Here is a 23,664-nt window from a genome sequence, read left to right as displayed (position 1 = left end):
GAAAGGGATGAGTACTTCTGCTGCCTACGCACCGCCCAGGCGCCAACTGGGCGCCCATATCATGATCATCGCGGCTCTGGCCGCCCTGGCCATTACGGCAGGGCGATTCTTTATGCCCCTGTCCGGCGTGACTGGCTCCGGCGGAGCGATGACTACGATGTTTGCCGAATTAGTGTTGTTCGTTCTGGGCGTGCTGCTGGTCAAGACCGGTGCAGGCGGCTTGCGTAACTTCATCCTGTTCCTGGGTTGGGCCGGGGTCATCGGCACCCTTTTTGCCGCCAGCCTGCTGCATGGTTGGTGGACGGTGATCGCCCTGCTGGTCTACGCCGTGGGTGTTGTCATCGAAACCTTTGGCCCCAAGCCATCAAGGAGCGCGCTATGAACGGGATCAAGAAGCACTTTTTGACAGCACCGACACTGTGCTTGCTGGCCGGGGTATCCAATGCCTATGCCCAGGACACCTACACCGTACCGCCGCCGTTGCTGGCTCCGTCGAGCATATCTGCCGAAGCTGCCAAAATTCCGATCCCCAGCGGTAAAGAATGGGACAGCTTCCACGGCCAGCTCAGCTCGCAGAAGTACTCGCCCCTGACTCAAATCAACAAGGACAACGTCGGTAAGCTGACCAAGGTCTGGCAGTATTTTACCGGCGACATGTCCACCGGCACCGGCAAAATCCCGCCATCGGTGTGGTCTGCCACGCCCATTTTTGCCAATGACACGCTGTACGTCGGCACGCCGTTCTACCGGATCATCGCCCTTGAGCCCGAGACCGGCAAAGAGAAGTGGACCTACGACACCAAGTCGCCCCTGGTGGCCGAAACCCAGCCCGCGCTGAAGTCACGCGGCGTGGCCTACTGGCAGGAAAAAAACCCGCAAGCGGGGGTGGCCTGTCAGAAGGTCGTGTACCTGGGCAATATGACCGCGCAGCTGTACGCGGTGGATGCCGATACCGGCAAACCCTGCGAAGGCTTCGGCAAAAACGGCGTGGTCGACGTCAACCAGTGGAACAAGGTCAACGCCAAATGGCCGTTGTCGCAGCTGCAGCCACCCACTGTTATCGGTGACAAGCTGATCGTCGGCTGGGCCGGTAAAGACTGGGAATACGAAGTTGAATCACCGGGCTCGCTGTTTGCCCTCAATGCCCGTACCGGCGAGCTGGAGTGGGAGTTCAAGCCGATCCCGGATGAAGAGGCCGGCAAAACCGGTACCGCCAATATCTGGACCGCGATGTCCTATGACCCAGCCCTTGGCCTGCTCTACATTCCTGTGTCCTCGCCTTCGCCCAACTACTGGGGCGGCAACCGGGCCAAACCGATTCCGCTGGGCACCTCGACCACCGCGCTGGATATCAATACCGGCAAGGTCGTCTGGTCTCGTCAGTGGGTTCACCATGACCTGTGGGACTACGATATCAACTCCGCGCCGACGCTGATGGACATTAACGTCAATGGCAAGCCTGTAGCGGCGTTGGTGCAAGCGACCAAAATGGGCTTCCTGTTCACCGTTGACCGCCGCACCGGCGAAGACGTATGGCCGATCGAAGAGCGCCCGGTGCCAAAAGGCGACGCCGACGGCGAGGTGTATTCGCCAACCCAGCCGTTCCCGACCAAGCCTGCGCCGCTGCTGGACCAGTCGAAAAAACCGGCCATCTGGAAGATCGCCGACATCGTCGGGTTTGGCCAGTGCAGCAAAATGTGGGACGGCCTGGAATACAACGGCATGTACTCGCCGCCATCCACCAAAGGCAATGGCGTACTGGCCTACCCGGACAGCGCCGGTGGTGTGCAGTGGGGCGGTGTAGCGTTTGACCCGGTGAGTCAGGTGGCGATCGTCAACACCTCGCATATCGTGCAGATGATCAAGCTGTGGGATCGTGCTTCCTACGATAAACAGCCTAAAGATTCTGGCAACGAAAACGGCTTCTACCCACAGATCGGCGCGCCTTATGGCATGAGTTTGCTCAATGCGCAGAACTGGGCAGGCATGCCGTGCTGGGCACCGCCTTTCGGTGAAATCGTGGCAATCAACATGAACACTGGTGACGTGAAATGGCGTCGGCCGATGGGTGCCGTGCAGCAGTGGGGCTGGTACATGCCTGAAAGCATGGGCTCACCGACCATTGGTGGTCCTGCGGTGACCGCAGGTGGCCTGGTATTTATCGGCGCGTCGATGGATGCCAAGGTGCGCGCTTACTCCCTGGATGACGGCAAGGAGCTGTGGTCGGATATCGTCATGGCCCCTGCAGTCGCCAACCCCGCCGTGTATGAATACAAGGGCCGGCAGTACGTGGCGTTTGTGGCGGGTGGCAACTCGATCCTGAAAGATCAGGTGGGCGATCAGGTGGTGGTGTACGCCTTGCCGAAATAACTCCCGCCCCACCTGTGGGAGCGGGCTTGCTCGCGATGGTATCGATGCGGTTCAACAATAAAACCGCGCCGCCTGTATCGCGAGCAAGCCCGCTCCCACGAGGTTAATTCGCGTTATCAACCCGCCAACCGCTGCAACTGTTCACTGGCATGCTCTGCGAACAGTTGCAGCAACCCTTCCAGCGTATGCGCCGGGGCCTCATCGGCCCGGGTCAGCGCATACAGCGTAATCGGCAGCGCCGGGCTCAAGGGCCGGATCACGGTACTCGCCCGCGATGCACCCAACGCGGTAAACGGATCGATCACCGCCAGCCCCGCACCCGACTCCACCATCGCCCGCGCCAGTGAATAGGTCTGCACCGCAATGCTGATGCGTGGTGGCGGCTCCACCGCCTGCAGGTAATTGTCCAGACGGGCAAACAGCGGATCGGCACTGCTCAGCCCGATCAACGGCGCATCCGCCAACTCATTCAGGGCCAGGGGCAGGCCTTCGCTTTCATCCGCCCAGTAGCCCCGCGGGGCCAGCGCCACCAGCACACCGTGGGCCAACGCCCGAGCCTTGAGCCCGGGGTGATCAGGCAACTTGAAGGTCAGGGCCACATCCAGCTCGCGCATCAACAGGTTTTGCACCAGTTCCCGACTATGGGCACTGGCCAGCTCACAGTTGATATCGGGGTAACGCCGCGTCCACTCACTGATCACCGGCGGCAACAGCGCCAACGCCAGCGCCGGCGTACTGCCGATCCGCAAACGCTGGCCCGGCTCACGGCGCAGGCTTTGCGCCAGGCGCTGCACGCCTTGCAGGCTTTCGGTCACCTTGTCGACTTCGCGCTCCAGCAGCAGCGCCTCGGGGGTGGGCTGCAACTTGCCGCGCACGCGCAAAAACAGCGGGAAGCCCAAGCGCTGCTCGGCGTGTTGCAGCACCTTGCTCACCGCAGGCTGCGATACATGCAGCAACTGCGCAGCCGCACTGACAGAACCGGTTTGGCGAATCGCCTGGAACACTTCGATATGACGCAAGCGCATGGCAGCAGTCCATAACCTTTGTTTATGGGAGGTCCATCTTTATTCATTGTTCGCCGCCTGTCACCTGCCCCTACTCTGAAGCCCGAACAACAAGGGTTAAGGACTGACATGGCACAGCGAGTTTGCATCATCGGCGGGGGCGTCATCGGGCTGGCCACAGCGTATGCCCTGGTGCGCGACGGCTTTGAAGTGACGCTTATCGAGGCCCGACCGACCCTGGGCAGCCAGACCAGCTTCGCCAATGGCGGCCAACTTTCCTACCGCTATGTAGCACCGCTGGCCGATGCCGGCGTGCCGTGGCAAGCGATGGGCTGGATGTTGCGCGGTGACTCGCCCCTCAAGCTGCGCCCACGCATGGACCCGGCCCAATGGCGCTGGCTCGCCTCGTTTATTGCTGCCTGCCGTGGCTCGGTGAACCAGCGTAATGGAGCACATTTGCTGCGCCTGGCATTACTCAGCCAGGCCACGCTGCAACAATGGCGCGAAGAAGATCAGCTGGGCGATTTCGCCTGGCAGCGCAACGGCAAACTGGTGGTGTTCCGTGAACGCGGCAACTTTGAAAAGGCCCGCAAAAAAGTTATCCACAGCTCATTTCAACAGGCGCTGACTGCCGGCGAGTGCGCCAGCCTGGAACCCGGCCTGCAAGGCTCGGCATTTGTCGGCGGTATCTACACCCCCAGCGAAGAAGTCGGGGATTGCCATGCGTTCTGTCAGCAACTGGCCGCCCGTTTGCTGGCCAGTGGCCGTTGCACCTTTATGCTGGGCAAGACCGTTACCCGCCTTCGTCACGCCAACGGTGCCGTAGAGGCAGTAGAAATGGGCAACGAGGTTCTGCCCGTGGACCAACTGGTGCTCGCCGCCGGGCACAACAGCCCGGCCCTGCGCCTGCCGGGGCTGCACTTGCCGTTGTACCCGCTCAAGGGTTACAGCCTCACGTTGGCCCTGACCGACCCGCAAAAAGCACCACATGTGAGCATCACCGACTACGATCGCAAAATTGTCTATGCGCGTATCGGCGAACAACTGCGCATCGCCGCGATGGTCGACATCGTCGGCTTCGACCCCGCGCCGGACCCCAGGCGCCTGGCGCAAATGCGCCAACTGGCCAGCAGCACCTTCCCGGATGCGGGCAACTATCGAACCGCGATCGAATGGGCTGGCATGCGCCCTGCAACCCCCAGCGGCGTGCCCATCCTGGGTGCCAGCGGTTATCGCAACCTCTGGCTCAACCTGGGCCACGGCGCCCTGGGCTTTACCCTGGCCTGTGGCAGCGGGCGCTTGCTCAGCGAGCTGATTGCACAACGCAAAACCTCCATTGACATGCAAGGCCTGGCCGCCTGAGTGCGCCATCCCGTCCAGAAGGAAAGCCCTATGACCATTCAACGCATCAACAGCAATGACCGTTTGAGCGCCGCCGCAACGTTTGAAGCCCTGGTATTCCTGTCCGGACAGGTGCCCACGCAAAGCGAGGACATTACCGCGCAGACACAAGAAGTGCTGAGCAAGATTGACGCCCTGCTGGCCGAAACTGGCAGCGACAAAGACCACATCGTTAACGCCACCATTTACCTGCAAAACATCCAGCGCGACTTTGCGGCGATGAATGCCGTGTGGTCAGCCTGGCTGTCGGCAGGCAAGGCACCCACCCGCACCACCCTGCAGGCGGAGCTGGCGCGGGCTGAGGTATTGGTGGAAATCAGCGTGATTGCAGTTCGTCATTAACCTGAGTGAGGGGAAAACAACAATGAAAAAACTGACCTTGATCGGTTGTACTCTGGGCCTGTTGATCAGCCATACCGTGCACGCCAACGAAGCCCCGCTGCAGGGCACGCTGAAAAAAATTGCCGACTCGGGAAGTATTACCCTGGGTTATCGCGATGCGTCAGTGCCGTTCTCCTATGTCGGCGATAACAGCGGCAAGCCCATGGGCTATTCGGTGGAGCTGGCCAACAAGATTGTCGAACGCATCCAGCAGCAAGTCGGCGGCAAGCCGCTGAAGATCAAATACAACCTGGTAACCTCGCAAACCCGCATCCCGCTGGTGCAAAACGGCACTGTCGATCTGGAATGCGGCTCAACCGGCGTGACCGCCGAACGGCAAAAGCAGGTGGCATTTTCCTATGGCTTTATTTACGTCAAAGGCCAACTGCTGACCGCAAAGGACAGCGGCATCAAGGGCTTCGATGATTTGCGTGACAAAAACGTGGTGACAACAGCGGGCACCACCAACGAGCGCTTTATCAAAAGCTACAGCGCCGACCACAAAATGGGCATGAACGTGATCAGCGCCAAAGATCATGGTGAAGCCTTCAAGATGCTCGAAACCGGTCGCGCCGTGGCGTTTTATATGGACGATGCGCTGCTCTACGGCGAGCGGGCCAAAGCCCGTGATCCGCACAAATGGGTAGTTGTAGGAGATGAGCAATCCCGGGAAATCTACAGCTGCATGGTGCGCAAGGACGACCCGCAGTTCCTGGCCGTGGTCAACAAGACCCTGGCCGATCTGTATCAGTCCGGGGAAATCACCGGCATCTACCAGCGCTGGTTCGAACAACCTATCCCGCCTAACGGCCTGAACCTGGAGTTCCCGATGACCGCCGAGCTGAAGCAGATCATCGCCACACCGGTCAGTGATCCGGTGGAGTAGGTGTGAAGCTGAAAGGTGCAAGCGAGCGAAATCTTCTCGGATGCTTTACGAGAGTGAAGGCCACGCCTTTGTGGGAGCGGGCTTGCTCGCGATGCAGGCGCCGCGGTATGTCTGGATAATCGCGTCGATTCCATCGCGAGCAAGCCCGCTCCCACAAAAACAAAAAAACGCTAAGGCTGACTTAAAAGTCACCCCACAACTGCTGCGCCACGGCCAGGGCTACCACCGGTGCGGTTTCAGTGCGCAGCACCCGTGGGCCAAGGCGTGCAGGCTGGTAGCCGGCGGCCTGGGCCTGATCGACTTCGTTGTCGGTCAGGCCGCCTTCGGGGCCGATCAGGAACGCCAGGCGCGCAGGTTTCGCGTGGCTGGCCAGGGGTTCTGACACCGGGTGCAGCACCAGCTTGAGGTCGGCTTCGGTGGTTTTGATCCAGTCGCCGAGTAGCACCGGCGGATGGATCACCGGCACCCGCGAGCGACCGCATTGCTCACAGGCGCTGATCGCCACTTGTCGCCAGTGGGCCAGGCGCTTATCGGCGCGTTCGTCCTTGAGCCGCACTTCGCAGCGCTCGCTCATGATCGGGGTGATTTCAGTCACACCCAGCTCGGTGGCCTTCTGAATCGCCCAGTCCATGCGCTCGCCACGGGACAGGCCCTGACCAAGGTGGATGGCCAGGGGCGACTCGACTTGCCCGGCAAAGGTTTCGTCGAGCAGCACACGCACGCGTTTTTTGCCGACTTCCAGCAAACGCCCCAGAAACTCCTGACCCGAGCCGTCGAACACTTGCAGGGCATCGCCCTCGGCCATGCGCAGCACGCGGCCAATGTAGTGGGCCTGGGCTTCAGGCAGTTCGTGCTCACCGAGACTCAAGGGGGCGTCGATAAAGAAGCGGGACAATCTCATTTAAATTCTCTGAAAATTCGGGTGCTAATGTGGGAGCGGGCTTGCTCGCGATTGTATCTACGCGGTGATTCAAACACACCGCGCAGCCTGCATCGCGAGCAAGCCCGCTCCCACAGGAGATACAGTACGGCCCGGTTTAACCCGGATCGCGGAAGTCCGGGTGAAAGTTCGACGGCACGGCCACGCTGATGTCGCTGCGGGTCGCGATGTCGATCCCTTCACTGGCCACTTCGGCCAAAAAGTCGATCTGCTCGGGGGTGATCACGTATGGCGGCAAGAAATACACCACGCTGCCCAGCGGACGCAACAGCGCACCGCGTTCCAGGGCGTGCTGGAAGACTTTCAGCCCGCGGCGTTCCTGCCACGGGTAGGCGGTTTTGCTGGCCTTGTCCTGAACCATTTCAATGGCCAGCACCATACCGGTCTGACGCACTTCCGAGACATGGGCATGGTCTGCCAGGTGCGCCGTCGCACTCGCCATGCGTTGAGCCAGGGCCTTGTTGTTTTCGATGACGTTGTCTTCTTCGAAAATATCCAGCGTGGCCAATGCAGCTGCACAAGCCAGCGGATTGCCCGTGTAGCTGTGGGAATGCAGGAAGGCGCGCAAGGTCGGGTAGTCGTCGTAGAACGCGCTGTACACCTCGTCCGTGGTCATGCAGGCCGCCAACGGCAAGTAACCGCCGGTCAGGGCCTTGGACAGGCACAGGAAGTCCGGCGTGATGCCCGCCTGCTCGCAGGCGAACATAGTGCCGGTGCGGCCAAAGCCCACGGCGATTTCATCGAGGATCAAGTGCACGCCGTAACGGTCACAGGCCTCACGCAGCAGCGTGAGGTACACCGGGTGGTACATGCGCATGCCGCCCGCGCCCTGGATCAGCGGCTCGACGATCACCGCAGCCACCGTGTCGTGATTTTCGGCGAGCGTCTGTTCCATCGCCAAAAACATCGTGCGCGAATGCGCTTCCCAGCTCACGCCCTCAGGGCGCAGGTAGCAGTCGGGGCTCGGCACCTTGATGGTGTCGAGCAGCAACGCCTTGTAGGTTTCGGTGAACAGCGGCACATCGCCCACCGCCATCGCGGCCATGGTTTCGCCGTGGTAGCTGTTGGTCAGGGTCACGAAGCGTTTTTTGTTCGGCTGCTCGCGGTTGAGCCAGTAGTGAAAGCTCATCTTCAGCGCGACTTCGATGCACGACGAACCGTTATCGGCATAGAAGCAACGGGTCAGGCCTTCAGGTGTCATCTTGACCAGGCGCTCGGACAGCTCGATCACCGGCTGGTGGCTGAAACCTGCAAGGATCACATGTTCCAACTGATCGACCTGATCCTTGATGCGCTGGTTGATCCGCGGGTTGCAGTGGCCAAACACGTTGACCCACCAGGAACTCACGGCATCGAGGTAGCGCTTGCCTTCAAAGTCTTCCAGCCACACGCCTTCGCCGCGCTTGATCGGGATCAAGGGCAGTTGTTCGTGATCTTTCATTTGGGTGCAGGGATGCCACAACACGGCAAGGTCGCGTTGCATCCACTGGTTATTCAGGCCCATTTCCACTCTCCTGGCGCTGGCTCCCGGCGTGTGCGGGCAAACAAGAGTGCAAGCCTATGCAATGCGCAGGCGTGTAACAACCTATTACGTTTACTCCGTATTCAAAGACGGCCTTGGGCACCCACAGGCAACACAAATATTGTTAACGTTTGCTTAACGTTTGACTCTCAGGCTCCAGATCGTATTTATCGATAGCTTGCAGCAAAAAAATGCGCTTTCAATCGATAGGTAAACCATTAGTCTTAGGCCCAAGTTCCTACAGGATGTTGGTCATGCAGCTACGTAACTCTTCTTCTCGCTATGGTGCCGTCAGCATCTTCATGCACTGGTCTGTTGCGTTGGCGGTGTTCGGGTTGTTCGCACTGGGTTTGTGGATGGTCGGTCTGGACTACTACAGCCCTTGGCGCAAAGAAGCGCCTGACCTGCATAAAAGCATTGGTCTGACGCTATTCGCTGTAATGCTGCTACGCGTTGTATGGATCTGGTTCAGCCCGGCACCACCGGCACTGGCCAGTTACAGCCGGGCAACACGAATCGGTGCCAAACTCGGGCATGGTTTTTTGTATCTGGGTTTGTTTGCCGTGATGATCGCCGGTTACCTGATTTCCACCTCTGAAGGCGTGGGCATCCCGGTTTTCGGTCTGTTTGAAGTGCCTGCACTGATTTCTAACCTGCCTGACCAGGCCGATGTGGCGGGTGTCGTGCATCTTTACCTGGCATGGGCCGTGGTAATTTTTGCAGGGCTTCATGGTCTGGTTGCTTTGAAACACCACTTTATTGATCGTGATGCGACCCTGACTCGTATGCTGGGGCGCAAAGCCTGATGCTCAACCTCAACTCAAAAGGAATAGAACGCATGTTGAAAAAGACCCTCGCTGCGCTGGCTCTCGGTACTGCAATGCTGACCGCAGGTCAGGCCATGGCTGCTGACTACACCATCGACAAGGAAGGCCAGCACGCCTTTATCGACTGGAAAGTCAGCCACCTGGGCTTCAGCTTCATTCACGGTACTTTCAAGGACTGGAGCGGCACTTTCTCGTGGGATGCAGCCAAACCTGCCGACAGCAAGATTGACGTGACCCTGAAAACCGCCAGCCTGTTTTCCAACCACGCCGAACGTGACAAGCACATCGCCAGCAAAGATTTCCTGGACGTGAGCAAGTACCCGGAAGCAACCTTCAAGTCGACCAAGGTTGTGCCGACTGGCGAAAATACAGCTGACGTGACAGGCGACCTGACCCTGCACGGTGTGACCAAGCCTGTAACCTTCAAGGCAACGTTCAACGGTGAAGGCAAGGATCCGTGGGGCGGCGAGCGTGCTGGTTTCAACGCGACCACCACCATCAACCTGCAGGATTTCGGCATCAAGTCCCCAAGCAAGGACCAGACTCTGAGCCTGGATATCTCGCTGGAAGGCGTGAAAGCCAAGTAATAGCGCTTTTATACGGCTAAAAAAAACGCCCCGGCTTGTGAAAGCCGGGGCGTTTTTTTGTGCTGTCGTAGGAGCGGGCTTGCTCGCGATTGGATCGCCTCGGTGTAGCCGTTAACCCGAGGTGCCTGAATCGCGAGCAAGCCCGCTCCCACAATTTTTAGCGGTTGCGAGTCAGCAGCGCTGGCTTCTCGCCACGAGGACGGTTCGGCAGTTGATCGAGCTGCTCAGGCGTCGGGAAGCGATCGCTTTTCGACTCTTTGTGCATGATCTTTGGCTGGTTCTCGCGTGGGCCTTTTACCGCGGGCTCTTGACGGGCATCGTCACGGGCCGGGCGGTTTTCGCGACGGGCCTGGCCGTCACGTGGAGCGCCACTGCGTGGACCGCTGCGCTTGGCAGGCGGAGTGCCAGTGCTGGCGCCGCTGCCGGTACGCGGACCGTTCTGACGACCACCGGTACGACCAGCTGGCGCAGCGCCAGTACCTGTACCCTGTGCCGGCGCGCCCGGGCGACGGCCACGGCTCTGGTTGTTCTTGTTCTGGTACGGGCTGACGTAATCAGCGCGGTTACCAAAATTATCCACATCATCATCCCGGAACTCGTCCGGCGCGCGGTTGGCGTCGGCACGAGGGGTTGGCTGACGCTGTTCACGGGCAGGCTGAGCTTCGCGTGGCTTTTGCTCACGAGCTGGACGCTCGCTGCGAGCAGCTGCCGGCTTCTCTTTGCTCTTTTCCTTGCCCTTGTCCTTGCGGCCACCGCCGCCGCCATTACCCGGGCCATCACCACGCGGGCCGCGCGGCGGGTTGCGCGGGTTACGCACATCCGGACGCTCGCGCACTTCAGGCTTCTCGGCCTCAACGCTGCTGGCGTCAAAACCCATCAGGTCGCCATCGGCGATTTTCTGCTTGGTCATGCGCTCGATGCTTTTCAGCAGTTTTTCTTCGTCCGGAGCCACCAGCGAGATCGCTTCGCCCGAACGACCGGCACGGCCAGTACGGCCGATACGGTGAACGTAGTCTTCGTCGACGTTTGGCAGCTCGAAGTTGACCACATGTGGCAACTGGTCGATATCCAGGCCGCGAGCGGCGATATCGGTGGCTACCAGGATGCGTACGGAACCGGCTTTAAAGTCGGCCAGGGCCTTGGTCCGTGCGTTCTGGCTCTTGTTACCGTGGATGGCCACAGCGCTGAGGCCGTGTTTGTCCAGGTACTCGGCCAGGCGGTTTGCGCCGTGCTTGGTACGCGTGAACACCAGAACCTGTTCCCAGGCGCCAGCGGTGATCAAGTGCGCCAGCAAGGCACGCTTGTGCGTGGCAGGCAGGCGGAACACCCGTTGCTCGATACGCTCGACCGTGGTGTTCGGCGGCGTAACTTCGATGCGCTCCGGGTTGCGCAGCAGCTTGCCGGCCAGATCGGTGATGTCCTTGGAGAACGTCGCCGAAAACAGCAGGTTCTGACGCTTGGACGGCAGACGGGCGAGGACTTTTTTCACGTCATGGACGAAGCCCATGTCGAGCATCCGGTCGGCTTCGTCGAGCACCAGAATTTCAACGTGGGACAGGTCAACGCTGCCTTGGCCGGCCAGGTCGAGCAAACGACCCGGGCAGGCAACCAGTACGTCAACACCGCGGGCCAGGGCCTGAACCTGCGGGTTGGTACCCACACCGCCGAAAACGCAGGCACTGACGAACTTCAAGTCGCGGGCATAGAGCTTGAAGCTCTCGTGCACCTGGGCGGCGAGTTCGCGGGTAGGCGTCAGGACCAGCACGCGTGGTTGGCGTGGGCCGTGGCGCTGGGATTTGTCCGGGTGGCCATTGGGAAACAGCTTTTCCAGGATCGGAAGAGCGAAGCCGCCGGTTTTACCAGTACCTGTCTGAGCCGCAACCATCAGGTCGCGACCTTGCAACACGGCGGGAATGGCCCGCTGTTGCACCGGAGTAGGCTCGGTATAGCCCGCAGCTTCAATGGCGCGGACTAAAGCCTCGGAGAGACCGAGGGAAGCAAAGGACATGAGAAATCCTGTTCTAGTTAGGGCTTGGCCCAAAGGGATAGTCTTGCCTGGCGTGAATGGCGTTTAAGATGACGCAATCCCGTCCGGTCCTGCTCCAGTCCACAAGGCTCATTCGCACCGCTCGCGCGGGCAAGAGCTGCGCAGTAGCGGGGTTGAGTGGCTTGTACAAGGACGAGCGGCCGGGCGTAAGCCTGGCGGAAAACCCGGAGTATAACAGAGCAATCACGGCGCGCCGATTTCATGCTGCCCAACGGCTAATGGAGGTGATGGACAACTCCAGGAGCGGTAAGCCTTGTGGGAGCGGGCTTGCTCGCGATGCAGGCGACGCGATTCCTTGACAGACCGCAGCGATGCCATCGCGGGCAAGCCCGCTCCCACAAAGGCAGATCAGCGTGGCAGCTTGAGGTTGTTCCAGATCGCCAGGCTCGGATCAGCCTGGTTCAGGGTGTAGAAGTGCAACCCCGGGGCGCCGCCGTCGAGCAGGCGCTCGCACATTTCGCTGATGACCTGCTCACCAAACGCCTGGATGCTCTGCGTATCGTCGCCGTAGGCTTCAAGTTGCTTGCGGATCCAGCGCGGAATTTCAGCGCCACACGCGTCAGAAAAACGCGCCAGCTTGCTGTAGTTGGTGATCGGCATGATGCCGGGCACGATAGGGATCATCACACCGGCTGCTTCTACGCGCTCGACAAAACGGAAGTAGCTGTCGGCGTTGAAGAAGTACTGGGTGATCGCACTGTCAGCGCCAGCATGGGCCTTGCGCACGAAGTTGTTGATATCGTCTTCGAAGTTGCGCGCTTGCGGGTGCATTTCCGGGTACGCAGCCACTTCGATATGGAAGTGGTCGGCGGTTTCTTCACGAATGAAGCTCACCAGGTCATTGGCATAGCGCAGTTCGCCGCTGGCCATGCCCATGCCCGAAGGCAGGTCGCCACGCAGCGCAACGATGCGCTTGATGCCCGCGGCCTTGTACTGGGCCAGCAGGCCGCGCAAATCGGCCTTGCTGTCACCCACGCACGACAGGTGCGGAGCCGCAGGTACTTTTACTTCGCTCTCCAGCTGCAGCACGGTATTGATCGTGCGGTCGCGGGTCGAGCCACCGGCACCGTAAGTGCAGGAGAAAAAATCGGGGTTGTAGGTCGCCAGTTGGCGAGCCGTGCTCATCAGTTTTTCATGTCCAGCATCGGTCTTGGTCGGGAAGAACTCGAAGCTGAAACGACGGTCTTGAGACATGGGAATACCCTTGCGTACGCGAAGGGGGTCAGTACTAACCCCTGACGCTGAACTCACACACAAAAAAAAGGCGGTCAGTGCAAGCCTGACCGCCTTTCTTAATCAGTAACGGTAGGTTTCTGGCTTGAACGGGCCTTCGACGGTAACGCCGATGTAGTCAGCCTGTTGCTTGGTCAGTTGGGTGACCACGCCGCCGAAGCCGCGAACCATTTCCAGGGCTACTTCTTCGTCGAGTTTCTTCGGCAGGACTTCTACGGTCAGACGCTCGGCTTGCAGCTCGGCCGGCAGGTCAGCGTATTTCTGCGCGAACAGGAAGATCTGCGCCAGTACCTGGTTGGCGAACGAACCGTCCATGATGCGGCTTGGGTGACCTGTGGCGTTGCCCAGGTTAACCAGACGGCCTTCGGCCAGCAGGATCAGGTAGTCGTCGTTCTGTGGGTCGAATTCGCCCAGGCCAGTACGGTGAACCTTGTGAACCTGTGGCTTCACTTCTTCCCATGCCCAGTTCTTGCGCATGAAAGCAGTGTCGATTTCGTTGTCGAAGTGACCGATGTTGCACACTACCGCGCGTTTTTTCAGCGCAGCCAGCATGTTCTTGTCGCACACGTTGACGTTACCGGTGGTGGTCACGATCAGGTCGATCTTGCCCAGCAAGGCAGCGTCGATGCTGGCAGCGGTGCCGTCGTTCTGGCCGTTGATAAACGGCGAAACCACTTCAAAACCGTCCATGCACGCTTGCATGGCGCAGATCGGGTCAACTTCGGACACTTTAACGATCATGCCTTCCTGACGCAGGGACTGGGCCGAGCCCTTGCCCACGTCACCGTAGCCGATCACCAGTGCTTGCTTGCCGGACAGCAAGTGGTCAGTACCACGCTTGATGGCATCGTTCAGGCTATGACGGCAGCCGTACTTGTTGTCGTTTTTGCTTTTGGTTACCGAGTCGTTCACGTTGATCGCAGGGATCATCAGCTCGCCTTTGGCCAGCATGTCCAGCAGACGGTGAACACCGGTGGTGGTTTCTTCAGTCACGCCGTGGATCTTTTTCAGCATGGCCGGGTATTTCTTGTGCAGCAGCTCGGTCAGGTCGCCGCCGTCGTCGAGGATCATGTTGGCATCCCATGGCTCGCCATCTTTAAGGATGGTTTGCTCCAGGCACCACTCGTACTCTTCTTCAGTTTCGCCTTTCCAGGCGAACACCGGGATACCGGCAGCAGCGATAGCGGCAGCAGCCTGGTCCTGGGTCGAGAAGATGTTGCACGACGACCAACGCACTTCGGCACCCAGGGCAACCAGGGTTTCGATCAGTACGGCAGTCTGGATGGTCATGTGGATGCAGCCCAGAATCTTCGCGCCCTTGAGCGGTTGTTCTGCGGCATAACGGCGGCGCAGACCCATCAGGGCCGGCATTTCGGACTCGGCGATAAAGGTTTCGCGACGGCCCCATTGGGCGAGGGACATATCGGCGACTTTAAAGTCGTTAAAACCTGCAGGCGTGTTTACAGCGCTCATCAAGAGCCTCCATTCGTTTAATCGCGAATGGGCGCCGTTGTGCGTTTAGTGCCTGAACAGGGAGCCCTGAACAAACAACGCCCCATCCGAGCCTGACAGGTTGAACCTGCTGCAGCGCCCCTCGGACAGGTGGCGGGAACGGTACTGGGTAAATATGACCGTTTTGAAGCGGGGGTGATTATAGCCATCCGCGCCGATGTTCCCAAGGGTTTATCCGCGGCATTTTGATTTGCTTAATCGAGACCATAGTCGAAGCTCAATAGAGCTGAGTGCCGGTGTCTGACATCATGGTCGGCATCCAAGTCACGACGGTCAGGAGCGAATATGAATTTTCACACCCGCAAATGGGTTAAACCCGAAGACCTCAACCCCAACGGCACCCTCTTTGGTGGCAGCCTGTTGCGCTGGATCGACGAAGAAGCGGCGATTTACGCCATCGTTCAATTGGGCAACCAGCGCGTGGTCACCAAGTACATCTCCGAAATCAACTTTGTCAGTGCCTCGCGCCAGGGCGACATCATCGAACTGGGCATCACCGCCACCGAGTTCGGCCGCACCTCGATCACCCTGACCTGCGAAGTGCGCAACAAGATCACCCGCAAAAGCATCCTGACCGTGGACAAGATGGTCTTCGTCAACCTGGGCGAAGACGGCCTGCCGGCTCCGCACGGGCGTACCGAGATCAAATACGTCAAGGACCAGTTCCAGGATGACAGCCAGGCTTGATGCCGGGCTCCCATAACAGCTGCCGAAGGAACGAGGCTGCGTTCGCGTGATGCGGCACTCCGACGAAGCCGTCGCAAATCATATGGCGCGGTTTTACTGAAAATCCGTGCGTTCAGGTTCTGCGATCGCTTCGCAATCGAACGCAGCCTCCGGCAGCTGCTACGAGTTCCATAGTGAACAGCTACAGTCCATGCGTGTCGTACATGCACACGCCAACGGTTCTGGAGCCTTATGGACACTCAAAAATCAGGCAAGACCCCCAACCTGTCGGCTGAAGAAGAGCACGACGTCATCAAGAACCAGCCACCGCGCGCCGCGGTGCTGCACGAAATCATCCGCCAGCAGGGCGATCAGGAACTGGAACGCAGCATCGCCGCGCTGTTCTGGTCGGCACTGGCCGCCGGGCTGACGATGGGCCTGTCGCTGATGGCTATGGGCTTGCTCAATTCGCGCCTGCCCAGCGCTGAAGGCTTCAAGGTTATCGCCAGCTTCGGCTACTGCGCGGGGTTTCTGGCGGTCATCCTGTCCCGTCAGCAGCTGTTTACCGAAAATACCCTGACCGCCGTGCTGCCAATCATGAGTAAACCCACGCTCAAGAACGTCGGGCGCCTGCTGCGGCTCTGGACGGTGGTGCTGGTGGGCAACCTGATGGGCACCCTGCTGGTGGCTTATGTGATGCTGCATTTGCCGATTTTCGACACGCAGACCGACAAGGCCTTCCTGGAGATCGGCCGCAAGGTCATGGAAAACGACGCCAGCCAGATGTTCGCCAAGGGCATCATCTCGGGCTGGATGATTGCCACGATGGTGTGGATGATCCCGTCCATGGAAAGCGCCAAGATGTGGATCATCATCCTTATCACCTACCTGATGGCCCTGGGTGACTTCACCCATATCGTGGTCGGTACCGCCGAAGTCTCATACCTGGTTTTTGCCGGCGAATTGCCCTGGAAGGACTTCTGGCTGATCTTTGCCGGCCCTACCCTGGCCGGCAATATCATCGGTGGCAGTTTTATCTTTGCCCTGATCAGCCACGCGCAGATCCGCAGCGACACCCAAAAGCCCAAGCCCGAGGCGCAGTTGCCCTGAGTCAGATCACATAATGCGCGATGGCCACAAAATGCAGCAGGCTGCCGGCTATCACGAACAGGTGCCAGATGCCGTGGGCATGGCGCAGACGGTGATCGAGGGCAAAAAAGATGATCCCCACGGTGTACATCACCCCGCCGGTGGCCAGCCATATAAAGCCAGCGGTGCCCAGCGCCGCCAGCAACGGCTTGACCGCCACCAGCACAATCCAGCCCATCACGGCATAAATCACGATGGACAGGATGCGGGCTTCGGAACGTGGCTTGATCTCCTGCAGCATGCCGATCACCGCCATGCCCCAGACGATCCCGAACAACGACCAGCCCCAGGGCCCGTGCAGCGTGACCAGGCAAAACGGCGTGTAACTGCCGGCGATCAACAGGTAAATGGAGAGGTGATCGAACTTCTGCATGATCACCTTCGAGCGCCCGCGCACGCTGTGGTACACGGTCGACACGCTGTACAGCAACACCAGCGTGACCCCGTAGATGGCCACACTGACAATCTTCTGCGGGCTGCCATCGAGGCAGGCCATTACCAACAACCAGATACTGCCCACTGCTGCCGCCACGGCACCCACCAGGTGGGTCCAGGCGTTGAGTTTCTCCCCGTGATACATGTGCAAAATCCTCAAAAGCCGAGAGTGCGACTGTGTCACCTGGTTACGAGATAAGGGTCAGGGTTGCGAAGTTAAAGGGCAATGCGGCGTTCGTCGAGCAGGGCAACCTGCACCACCGCTGTGGGAGCGGGCTTGCTCGCGATAGCAGCACCGCGGTTTAACTGACTGACCGCATCGCCTGCATCGCGAGCAAGCCCGCTCCCACAAGTGCTGCTTAATCCGCGCTGCCCCGCACCAGCCTTTCCAGCGCCAGCAAGTCCGGGATTTTCGCCACATGATCGCCCACTTGCACCGCCGCTCGCTCCAGCGGGCACAGCGGTACGTCGACGAAGCTCAGTTGGCTGTCGACTTTGTAGGAACGCGGGATGCCCTGAACCACCATCGCCATGAATTTGAAATCCGGGTCACCGCCCAGGGTGTTGAGGATCACGATCCGCGCCCGTTCACCGATCACCAGCGGCCCGCCGCATGCGGCTTCAAAGCTGATCAGCGGCAGTTGGTGGTCGCGCCAGGTGATCTGGCGCAGGTGCCAGGGCGGGGAGTCGCTGCTGGGTTCGCCGAGCTGCCAGCCGATCAGTTCGGCGATGGCGACGTTGGGCAGCAGCAGGTAACGGTCGGCCAGGGGCAGCAACAGGGCGGTCAGGCTGCCCACGCGATGGTCAAGCATGGAAGTTGCTCCAGTAGGCGATGCGCTCCAGCAGCACCGACTCTTGATATGGCTTGCCCAGGTAATCGTTGACGCCAATGGCCATCGCCCGGTTCTGGTGCTTTTGCCCGGTGCGCGAGGTAATCATGATAATCGGCAGGTCCTTGAGGCGCGGGTCGTTGCGCACGCGGGTGGCCACTTCAAAGCCGTCCATGCGCGGCATTTCGATGTCCAGCAGCATCAGGTCCGGGATGTGTTCTTCCAGTACGCTCATGGCGTCGACCCCGTCCTTGGCCGTGATGACGTTCATGCCGTTGCGTTCGAGCAGGCGGCTGGTGACTTTGCGCACGGTGACCGAGTCGTCCACCACCAGCACCAGCGGCGGACGCACGGCCGGGGTGAATTCCAGTGCGCCGACGGCTTCATGATGCGCCCGCTGCAACGGCTGGCGCGCCTGATGGGCGCGGATATAGGCCAGCAGATCAAGGATCAGCACCACTCGCCCGTCGCCCAAAATGGTCGCGCCCGACAGGCCCTGCACCCCGGTAAACTGCGGGCCGAGGCTCTTGACCACAATCTCCCGTGAACCCGCCAGCGCATCCACCTGCAACGCTACGCGCTGGTCCTGGCAATGCACCAGCAGCACCGGCAGCGAATGGCTTTCGCCCACCAGCTTGGGTTTGCCCACGGTTTGCAGCAACTCGCCCAGGTAGCGCAGTTCGTAGGTTTGCCCGCCGTAGTGATACAGCGGCGGGTTGAGCTGGTAGTAGCCCTCCAGTTCGTTGGGCATGACACGCACGATGCCTTCAACGGTGTCCAGGGCAATGGCGTATTGCTCGTCTGCGCACTGCACCATCAAGGCCCGGTTGAGCGATACGCTGAACGGCAGGCGAATCTGAAAATGCACGCCCTGCCCGGCCACCGAGTCGATGGTCATGCTGCCGCCCAACTGCCGCACTTCTTCGTGTACCACGTCCATGCCGACGCCACGCCCGGAGATCTGAGTAATTTTTTCGGCGGTGGAGAACCCCGGCTGCAGGATGAACTGCAACACTTCACGGTCGCTGATGCTCACTTCGGGGTCCAGCAAGCCCCGCATGATAGCTTTGCGGCGCACGGCTTCCAGCGGCACGCCAGCACCATCGTCGTGCATGTCAAAGACCACGTCGCCACCCTCGTAAGACAGCTCCAGGCTGATTAGCCCCTGCTCCGGCTTGCCGCTGGCATGGCGCACGTCGGCGGGTTCCAGGCCGTGGTCAACGGCGTTGCGCAGCATATGTTCCAGGGGCGCGACCATGCGCTCCAACACGTTGCGATCGATTTCGGCCTCGGCATTGATCACGCTGAATTCAACCTGTTTGCCCAGCTCGCTCGCCACCTGGCGCACCACGCGCTTGAGGCGCGGCAATACCCGCTCGAATGGCACCATGCGCGTGCCCATCAGGCCCTCTTGCAGTTGCGTGTTCACCCGCGCCTGCTTTTGCAGCAAGCCGTGGGCGTCCTGGTAGCGTGCCGTCAGGGTGGCCTTGAGGTCGAGCAAGTCGGAGGCCGACTCGAACAGGGCGCGGGACAGTTGCTGCAGCAGGGAATGGCGGTCCATTTCCAGCGGGTCGAATTCGTCGTAGGCCACGCCATCGGCTTCGGTGTGTGCACGGTTGTACAGGCGGCCCTGGGTTTCGCTGTCGAGGCGCCGCAGTTGGTCCTGCATGCGCTCAAGGGTGGTCTGCATTTCGTTGAGGGCGACCTGACCGTCGTTGACCTGCTGCTCCACGCGCCCACGAATGATCGAGGCTTCGCCCGCCAGGTTGACCAGGTCTTCCAGCAGCTCGGCCGGCACCTTGAGGGTGTCCAGCCCGGTGCGTTCACCTTCGGGCAGCGGCGCCGGTGCGGGCTCTGGCTTGACCGGGGCAGCGGGCGCCTGCCGGGCGTTGCGCTCAATCTGGCGGATCTTCTCGATCAGCACCGAAGGCGAAGGCAGCGACTGGCCACTGCGCAGTGCGTCAAACATCTGCGCCAGCTGGTCGTGGCAGCGCTGCAACAACACAAACAGCTCATCGCTGGGGGTGATGGTGCCTATCGAAATATCTTCAAAAAGGGTTTCAAGTTCGTGGGCAAAATCGCCAATCGCGGCGACTTCCACCATCCGCGCTCCGCCTTTGAGGGTGTGCAGGTCGCGCAGCAGGTTTTCCACTTCAAGGTGGTTCTGCGGCTCGGCTTGCCAGCGTGCCAGGGCCGCACCCGAACTTTCGAGAATATCGAAGGCTTCATCGAGGAAGATGTCCTGCAACTGCGGATCTTCATTGCTCGCTGGCGCTTGCGGGGCAACACTGCCGGGCGCAGGCAAGGCTGCACTGTACAAACGAAAGCCGCGAATGGCTTCGATCAGTTCATAGGGCTCGCTCAACGGTTGCTTGTGCAGCAGTTTTTCAAGCATCAGCGCCAGCTGTTCGTGGCTGCGCTCCAGCAGGCGAGCCAGTGCCGGGCTGTCACTCAGGCGCCGGTCCAGCAGGCCTTCGTACAAGTGTTCAAGCTCATGGGCCAATTCGGCTATCGGCTCGATGCCGGCCATGCGCGCACCACCCTTGAGGGTGTGCAAGTCACGCTGCAGGGACGACAGTGATGCCAGGCTGTCGGGCGCACTGAGCCAGCGCTGCAGGGCCTGCGCGGCACTCTCGAGAATATCCACCGCCTCTTCGAGGAAAATCTCGACGATTTCCTCGTCGAAGTCCTCATCCTGGCCGCCCCCCAATTGCTCGGTGGCCGCGCCCAGCTCGGTCGCCTGCCCGCCATCACGGCGAATCAGCCCCGTGGCATCGGGCGCCAGCCCCTCGTGCAGGAGTGCGTGCAGGGTCTGGACCAATTGCGGCTGTGGGGTGATCTCCTGCCCCGCGGCCAACTGGTCGAGCATGTTGATCAGCGCTTCATGGGCGTCATCGGCCGCCTCGAAAAACCGCTCGCTGGGCGCCAGGCTGCTTTCTTCAACCGCGCCATAAAGGTCCAGCAAGGCTTCGCACAGCGCATCCATCGGCTGCAAGTCGAGCAGGTGGGCAGACTCGCCCAGCGTGGTCAGCTGGTCCAGCAGGGTGTCCAGGCCATCGCGCTCATGGGGGTTCTGGTGCCAGGTTTTCAGCAGCTCCTGGGCATCGAACAGGATGTCCATGCTTTCGCCCAGAAACTCGGCCGTGCGCTGCGGGTCGCGCTTGGCCACCCAACTGCTCGCAGGGCTGTTGAGCAAGGTATCCAGGCGGTCGGCGATCAGCTGCTCGGTGCGTTCGATCAGTGACCGCGCGCCCTGTATCTCGGCCAGCGGATCGCTGTCCAGTTGCTTGAGCCCCGCATGCAGCAAAGTGCCAGCCTCCTGCAGCAGGTCAATTTCTTCCGCGCCCAGGGCCAGGGTGTGCGCCTTGTATTCACGCACCAGGTGGTCCAGCGGCGCGGCCAGCTCGGCCATCGGCGCCACGCCCGCCATATGTGCGCTGCCTTTGAGGGTATGCATGGCCAGCTGCAAATCGTCACTGGCGTGCAATGGCCTATGTACCCGGGCCTGGGCCAGAAAGCGGTCGAGGCGCTCCAGGTGGCTTTGTGCTTCCTGGCGAAAGATATCCAGCAACTGGGGGTCGAAACTGCTGGAGTCCTGGGCGATCAGCAGCGGTTGCGGCTCGCCTTTGGCCAGGCGCTGGGCGCGTGCGGCCAGTTGGTCGACGTCTTCGCGCTGGCGCTGGCTTTGCTCGGCAAACGCCTGAATCAACTCAGGCAGCATGACCAGCACTTCTTCAAGCAGCTGGAAGATCTGCGCAGACGCTGCCACGCTGCGCTCGATCACCCGGTTAAGCAGGTTTTCGACCGCCCACGCCAGCTCCGCCAGCACTAGCGCACGCACCATGCGCCCGCTGCCCTTGAGGGTATGAAAGCCACGCCGCAACTCGGCCAGCGCAGCACTGTCCGCCGGGTTGGCAGCCCATTGCGGCAGGCAGTCGTGCAGGGTGATCAGGACTTCATCCGTTTCTTCGAGAAACACTTCCAGCAGTTCTTCGTCCAACGGTGCCTCATCTACCGGCGGTGGCAGCAAACTGGCAGGCATGTGTTGCGCCGGCGGGTTGAGCGCCGACAGCGGGCTGGCCAGGGCATCGGCCAGGCTTTGTGCCTGCCGGTCCGGCATCAGCCGTTGCGTTGGGTGCCCGGGGCTGTCATCGGGCAACGCCACGGGGTTTACCGCTGGCGCATAGCCCAACTCGGCCAGGCTGTTTTCGGCCCGATCCAGCACCTGTTCGCTCGAAGCGCCAGGGTCCTGGGCCAGACGCTCCAGGTAATATTCGATGCTGACCAGTGCATCGGCCAAGTGATCAAGCTGTTCATCCGCGGGCTGGCCGGGGCCTTGCAACAAACACTCGTTCACATATTGATTGCAGGCTTGCAGCAAGCTGGCCGCGCGATTGAGGGGGATCATCGCCAACGCACCGCGGATTTGCGTCAACAGCGCCGGCACGGGCTGCAGGTGCTGGCGGTCGTGGTCAGCCGCCAGGTAATCGCCGATCAGGTCTTTGACTTCTTCAAGACTGATGCGCGCTTCCTTGATCACCAATTGGTGAATCTGCATCAGGTCGGTGGTGGGCAAACGGCTTTCTTCGCGCTGCGAAGGCTCGACACTGCCGACCATGCCCGCCAGGGTGGCTTCGACATACAGCAAGGCCGAAGCCACATCCATCAACACCGCATCGGTGGGTTCGCGCTGGCCCTGGGCCAGGCTTTGCAGCACCGCCAGTTGATCGATGATGACTTTACGCGGTTGCCCGAACCCCAGCACAGCCAGGGTGTCGGCAATCTGGCGCAGCGGCGCCATCAGGCTGCTCAGCTCCGAGACATGCAGGCGGTCACTGCGCACAAACAGGTCGAGGCGCTCCTTGACCCGTACCAGCTCTTCGCACAACGCGGCCACCACCGAGCGCATGGCGTCGCGGTCAGGGCCGGCCAGGCGCGCCCGCTCCTCATCGACCATCGCCGCATCGGGCATGGCCTGGTCCAGCTCGTAGTGATTTTTCAACGCGAGCATTTTCGTGGTCGGGTGCTCGGCCTTGGCAATATAAAACAGCAGGCTGGTCAGCAGTTCTTCGGGGGCTGGCTGATTGATGGCCTCGATGCCCTGTGCCAGCAGGCGCTTGAGCTCCCTGTCAGACTTTTTCAGCAGGCTGCGCAGGGCCGGGCTATTGGGCACCCGGCCTTTGAGCATGCCGTCGACCAGCGCAGCGGCAATTTTCCACAGGGCATTGAGCGGCGAGCCCTGGCACAGGCCTTGAAGATTGGCGAACACCCCCGCCATGATTTCCAGGTTGGCCTGCACCGCTTCGCCACGGCGCAAGCCCAGGAATGCGGCCTGCAGGCTATGGCGCAGCACACGCAATTCGCGCGGCAAATCTTCAGGCTGCAAACGGACCAGGGCCTCTGCATCCAGGGCGGGCACCTCCTGCAAGGACGGGCTGAACAGGCTGGTTTCCGACAACAGGGCCTGGCCACGGGCGCTGCGCAAATCGTTGAGCAGCGGCAACACCACCAGAGGCCAGTCGCGCCGGGCACTGTGGACGCGGTCCAGATACAGCGGCAATTGGCTGAAGGCTTGCTGCAACAGGCGCAGGGCTTCATCAACCTGGCTGACGCGGCCTTGCTGCAGGGCAATCACCAGTTGCTCCATCTCTTCGGCCAGCAAGGCCGCGCCGTAGAACTCGACCATCAGCAAGCTGCCATGCACCTGATGAATGCAGGCCAGGCATTGTTCCAGTGGTCCCGCCGCCGGTTGCAGCGCATAGGTCTCCAGCGCCGCGCGGGCCTGCTTCAGGGTGTGGGCAATTTCGCCTTTAACCCACTCAAGGGCCACATAGTCGTGCCGGTCAACCATAACGACTCCAGTCAGAATTGCAG

General features: G+C 60.7%; 18 protein-coding genes and 1 riboswitch. Of the genes, 9 read left to right on the top strand and 9 right to left on the bottom strand.

From position 1 onward, the window contains the following. Window positions 1–7: 7 nt before the first annotated feature. Window positions 8–382 carry a hypothetical protein gene (locus tag AB3G35_RS04765; RefSeq protein ID WP_016782504.1) on the top strand — a complete coding sequence of 125 codons (375 nt, stop codon included), beginning with the start codon at window positions 8–10 and terminating at the stop codon, window positions 380–382. Further along, window positions 379–2,370: a pyrroloquinoline quinone-dependent dehydrogenase gene (locus AB3G35_RS04760; protein ID WP_016782505.1), complete on the top strand. Its 1,992-nt coding sequence runs from the start codon at window positions 379–381 to the stop codon at window positions 2,368–2,370. The genes AB3G35_RS04765 and AB3G35_RS04760 overlap by 4 nt, the downstream gene beginning before the upstream one ends. 116 nt (window positions 2,371–2,486) lie before the next feature. On the opposite strand, the gene AB3G35_RS04755 is transcribed toward AB3G35_RS04760, so the two are convergent. Continuing rightward, window positions 2,487–3,395, bottom strand: coding sequence for a LysR family transcriptional regulator (locus tag AB3G35_RS04755; RefSeq protein ID WP_016782506.1), 909 nt, complete (start codon window positions 3,393–3,395; stop codon window positions 2,487–2,489). Window positions 3,396–3,503: 108 nt separating this feature from the next. On the opposite strand from AB3G35_RS04755, the gene AB3G35_RS04750 reads away from it, so the two are divergent. The 3 genes from AB3G35_RS04750 to AB3G35_RS04740 are packed head-to-tail and all read left to right on the top strand — an operon-like array spanning window position 3,504 to window position 6,042. Next, window positions 3,504–4,736 (top strand): D-amino acid dehydrogenase, encoded by a 1,233-nt coding sequence (locus tag AB3G35_RS04750; RefSeq protein ID WP_369782347.1) that lies wholly within the window; start codon window positions 3,504–3,506, stop codon window positions 4,734–4,736. Window positions 4,737–4,766: 30 nt separating this feature from the next. Further along, window positions 4,767–5,117, top strand: coding sequence for a RidA family protein (locus AB3G35_RS04745; protein WP_016782508.1), 351 nt, complete (start codon window positions 4,767–4,769; stop codon window positions 5,115–5,117). A 22-nt stretch (window positions 5,118–5,139) separates the two neighbouring features. After that, complete coding sequence (locus tag AB3G35_RS04740) at window positions 5,140–6,042, top strand: transporter substrate-binding domain-containing protein (RefSeq protein ID WP_016782509.1); 903 nt, start codon at window positions 5,140–5,142, stop codon at window positions 6,040–6,042. A 181-nt stretch (window positions 6,043–6,223) separates the two neighbouring features. Here the strand turns inward: AB3G35_RS04740 and AB3G35_RS04735 are convergent, their stop codons facing one another. Together AB3G35_RS04735 and AB3G35_RS04730 are read right to left on the bottom strand one after the other, a co-directional pair. Beyond that, the gene (locus AB3G35_RS04735) at window positions 6,224–6,943 is read right to left on the bottom strand and encodes a 16S rRNA (uracil(1498)-N(3))-methyltransferase (RefSeq protein WP_340079295.1); all 720 of its coding nucleotides are present in this window, start codon (window positions 6,941–6,943) and stop codon (window positions 6,224–6,226) included. Window positions 6,944–7,079: 136 nt separating this feature from the next. Then, window positions 7,080–8,486 (bottom strand): adenosylmethionine--8-amino-7-oxononanoate transaminase, encoded by a 1,407-nt coding sequence (locus tag AB3G35_RS04730; RefSeq protein ID WP_086795681.1) that lies wholly within the window; start codon window positions 8,484–8,486, stop codon window positions 7,080–7,082. A 272-nt stretch (window positions 8,487–8,758) separates the two neighbouring features. On the opposite strand from AB3G35_RS04730, the gene AB3G35_RS04725 reads away from it, so the two are divergent. Beyond that, window positions 8,759–9,310, top strand: a complete 552-nt coding sequence (locus AB3G35_RS04725) for a cytochrome b (protein ID WP_016782512.1) — start codon at window positions 8,759–8,761, stop codon at window positions 9,308–9,310. Window positions 9,311–9,342: 32 nt separating this feature from the next. After that, window positions 9,343–9,918 (top strand): YceI family protein, encoded by a 576-nt coding sequence (locus AB3G35_RS04720; RefSeq protein WP_016782513.1) that lies wholly within the window; start codon window positions 9,343–9,345, stop codon window positions 9,916–9,918. 157 nt (window positions 9,919–10,075) lie between these two features. On the opposite strand, the gene AB3G35_RS04715 is transcribed toward AB3G35_RS04720, so the two are convergent. From AB3G35_RS04715 to ahcY, 3 genes are all read right to left on the bottom strand, one after another. Beyond that, window positions 10,076–11,926, bottom strand: a complete 1,851-nt coding sequence (locus tag AB3G35_RS04715; RefSeq protein WP_016782514.1) for a DEAD/DEAH box helicase — start codon at window positions 11,924–11,926, stop codon at window positions 10,076–10,078. Window positions 11,927–12,313: 387 nt separating this feature from the next. Further along, window positions 12,314–13,159 (bottom strand): methylenetetrahydrofolate reductase [NAD(P)H], encoded by an 846-nt coding sequence (gene metF, locus AB3G35_RS04710; RefSeq protein ID WP_369782346.1) that lies wholly within the window; start codon window positions 13,157–13,159, stop codon window positions 12,314–12,316. A gap of 102 nt (window positions 13,160–13,261) precedes the next feature. Next, complete coding sequence (gene ahcY / locus AB3G35_RS04705; protein WP_016782517.1) at window positions 13,262–14,671, bottom strand: adenosylhomocysteinase; 1,410 nt, start codon at window positions 14,669–14,671, stop codon at window positions 13,262–13,264. A 22-nt stretch (window positions 14,672–14,693) separates the two neighbouring features. Further along, window positions 14,694–14,800, bottom strand: a riboswitch (S-adenosyl-L-homocysteine riboswitch). A gap of 195 nt (window positions 14,801–14,995) precedes the next feature. On the opposite strand from ahcY, the gene AB3G35_RS04700 reads away from it, so the two are divergent. Both AB3G35_RS04700 and AB3G35_RS04695 read left to right on the top strand, forming a co-directional pair. Beyond that, window positions 14,996–15,397: an acyl-CoA thioesterase gene (locus tag AB3G35_RS04700; protein WP_016782518.1), complete on the top strand. Its 402-nt coding sequence runs from the start codon at window positions 14,996–14,998 to the stop codon at window positions 15,395–15,397. A 231-nt stretch (window positions 15,398–15,628) separates the two neighbouring features. Next, a complete protein-coding gene (locus tag AB3G35_RS04695) occupies window positions 15,629–16,486 on the top strand; it encodes a formate/nitrite transporter family protein (protein ID WP_016782519.1) in 858 nt (285 codons plus the stop codon). A gap of 1 nt (window position 16,487) precedes the next feature. Here the strand turns inward: AB3G35_RS04695 and AB3G35_RS04690 are convergent, their stop codons facing one another. The 3 genes from AB3G35_RS04690 to AB3G35_RS04680 form a co-directional block, all read right to left on the bottom strand. Continuing rightward, complete coding sequence (locus tag AB3G35_RS04690; protein ID WP_086795678.1) at window positions 16,488–17,105, bottom strand: hemolysin III family protein; 618 nt, start codon at window positions 17,103–17,105, stop codon at window positions 16,488–16,490. Window positions 17,106–17,319: 214 nt separating this feature from the next. Further along, window positions 17,320–17,772, bottom strand: coding sequence for a chemotaxis protein CheW (locus AB3G35_RS04685; RefSeq protein ID WP_369782345.1), 453 nt, complete (start codon window positions 17,770–17,772; stop codon window positions 17,320–17,322). Continuing rightward, a complete protein-coding gene (locus AB3G35_RS04680; protein WP_369782344.1) occupies window positions 17,765–23,641 on the bottom strand; it encodes an Hpt domain-containing protein in 5,877 nt (1,958 codons plus the stop codon). Before AB3G35_RS04680 ends, AB3G35_RS04685 begins: the two co-directional genes overlap by 8 nt. Window positions 23,642–23,664 lie beyond the last annotated feature (23 nt).

Source organism: Pseudomonas sp. WC2401 (assembly GCF_041200115.1).
Classification (GTDB): domain Bacteria; phylum Pseudomonadota; class Gammaproteobacteria; order Pseudomonadales; family Pseudomonadaceae; genus Aquipseudomonas; species Aquipseudomonas fragi.
This window is presented reverse-complemented; position numbering and strand designations above follow the sequence as displayed.

Coding starts and splice junctions, on each gene's coding strand:
- AB3G35_RS04715 (WP_016782514.1), bottom strand. CDS start 11,926: ATGTCCTTTGCTTCCCTCGGTCTCTCCGAGGCTTTAGTCCGCGCCATT.
- AB3G35_RS04725 (WP_016782512.1), top strand. CDS start 8,759: ATGCAGCTACGTAACTCTTCTTCTCGCTATGGTGCCGTCAGCATCTTC.
- AB3G35_RS04730 (WP_086795681.1), bottom strand. CDS start 8,486: ATGGGCCTGAATAACCAGTGGATGCAACGCGACCTTGCCGTGTTGTGG.
- metF (WP_369782346.1), bottom strand. CDS start 13,159: ATGTCTCAAGACCGTCGTTTCAGCTTCGAGTTCTTCCCGACCAAGACC.
- AB3G35_RS04695 (WP_016782519.1), top strand. CDS start 15,629: ATGGACACTCAAAAATCAGGCAAGACCCCCAACCTGTCGGCTGAAGAA.
- AB3G35_RS04720 (WP_016782513.1), top strand. CDS start 9,343: ATGTTGAAAAAGACCCTCGCTGCGCTGGCTCTCGGTACTGCAATGCTG.
- AB3G35_RS04745 (WP_016782508.1), top strand. CDS start 4,767: ATGACCATTCAACGCATCAACAGCAATGACCGTTTGAGCGCCGCCGCA.
- AB3G35_RS04700 (WP_016782518.1), top strand. CDS start 14,996: ATGAATTTTCACACCCGCAAATGGGTTAAACCCGAAGACCTCAACCCC.
- AB3G35_RS04740 (WP_016782509.1), top strand. CDS start 5,140: ATGAAAAAACTGACCTTGATCGGTTGTACTCTGGGCCTGTTGATCAGC.
- AB3G35_RS04760 (WP_016782505.1), top strand. CDS start 379: ATGAACGGGATCAAGAAGCACTTTTTGACAGCACCGACACTGTGCTTG.
- AB3G35_RS04685 (WP_369782345.1), bottom strand. CDS start 17,772: ATGCTTGACCATCGCGTGGGCAGCCTGACCGCCCTGTTGCTGCCCCTG.
- AB3G35_RS04735 (WP_340079295.1), bottom strand. CDS start 6,943: ATGAGATTGTCCCGCTTCTTTATCGACGCCCCCTTGAGTCTCGGTGAG.
- AB3G35_RS04765 (WP_016782504.1), top strand. CDS start 8: ATGAGTACTTCTGCTGCCTACGCACCGCCCAGGCGCCAACTGGGCGCC.
- AB3G35_RS04690 (WP_086795678.1), bottom strand. CDS start 17,105: ATGTATCACGGGGAGAAACTCAACGCCTGGACCCACCTGGTGGGTGCC.
- ahcY (WP_016782517.1), bottom strand. CDS start 14,671: ATGAGCGCTGTAAACACGCCTGCAGGTTTTAACGACTTTAAAGTCGCC.
- AB3G35_RS04750 (WP_369782347.1), top strand. CDS start 3,504: ATGGCACAGCGAGTTTGCATCATCGGCGGGGGCGTCATCGGGCTGGCC.
- AB3G35_RS04680 (WP_369782344.1), bottom strand. CDS start 23,641: ATGGTTGACCGGCACGACTATGTGGCCCTTGAGTGGGTTAAAGGCGAA.
- AB3G35_RS04755 (WP_016782506.1), bottom strand. CDS start 3,395: ATGCGCTTGCGTCATATCGAAGTGTTCCAGGCGATTCGCCAAACCGGT.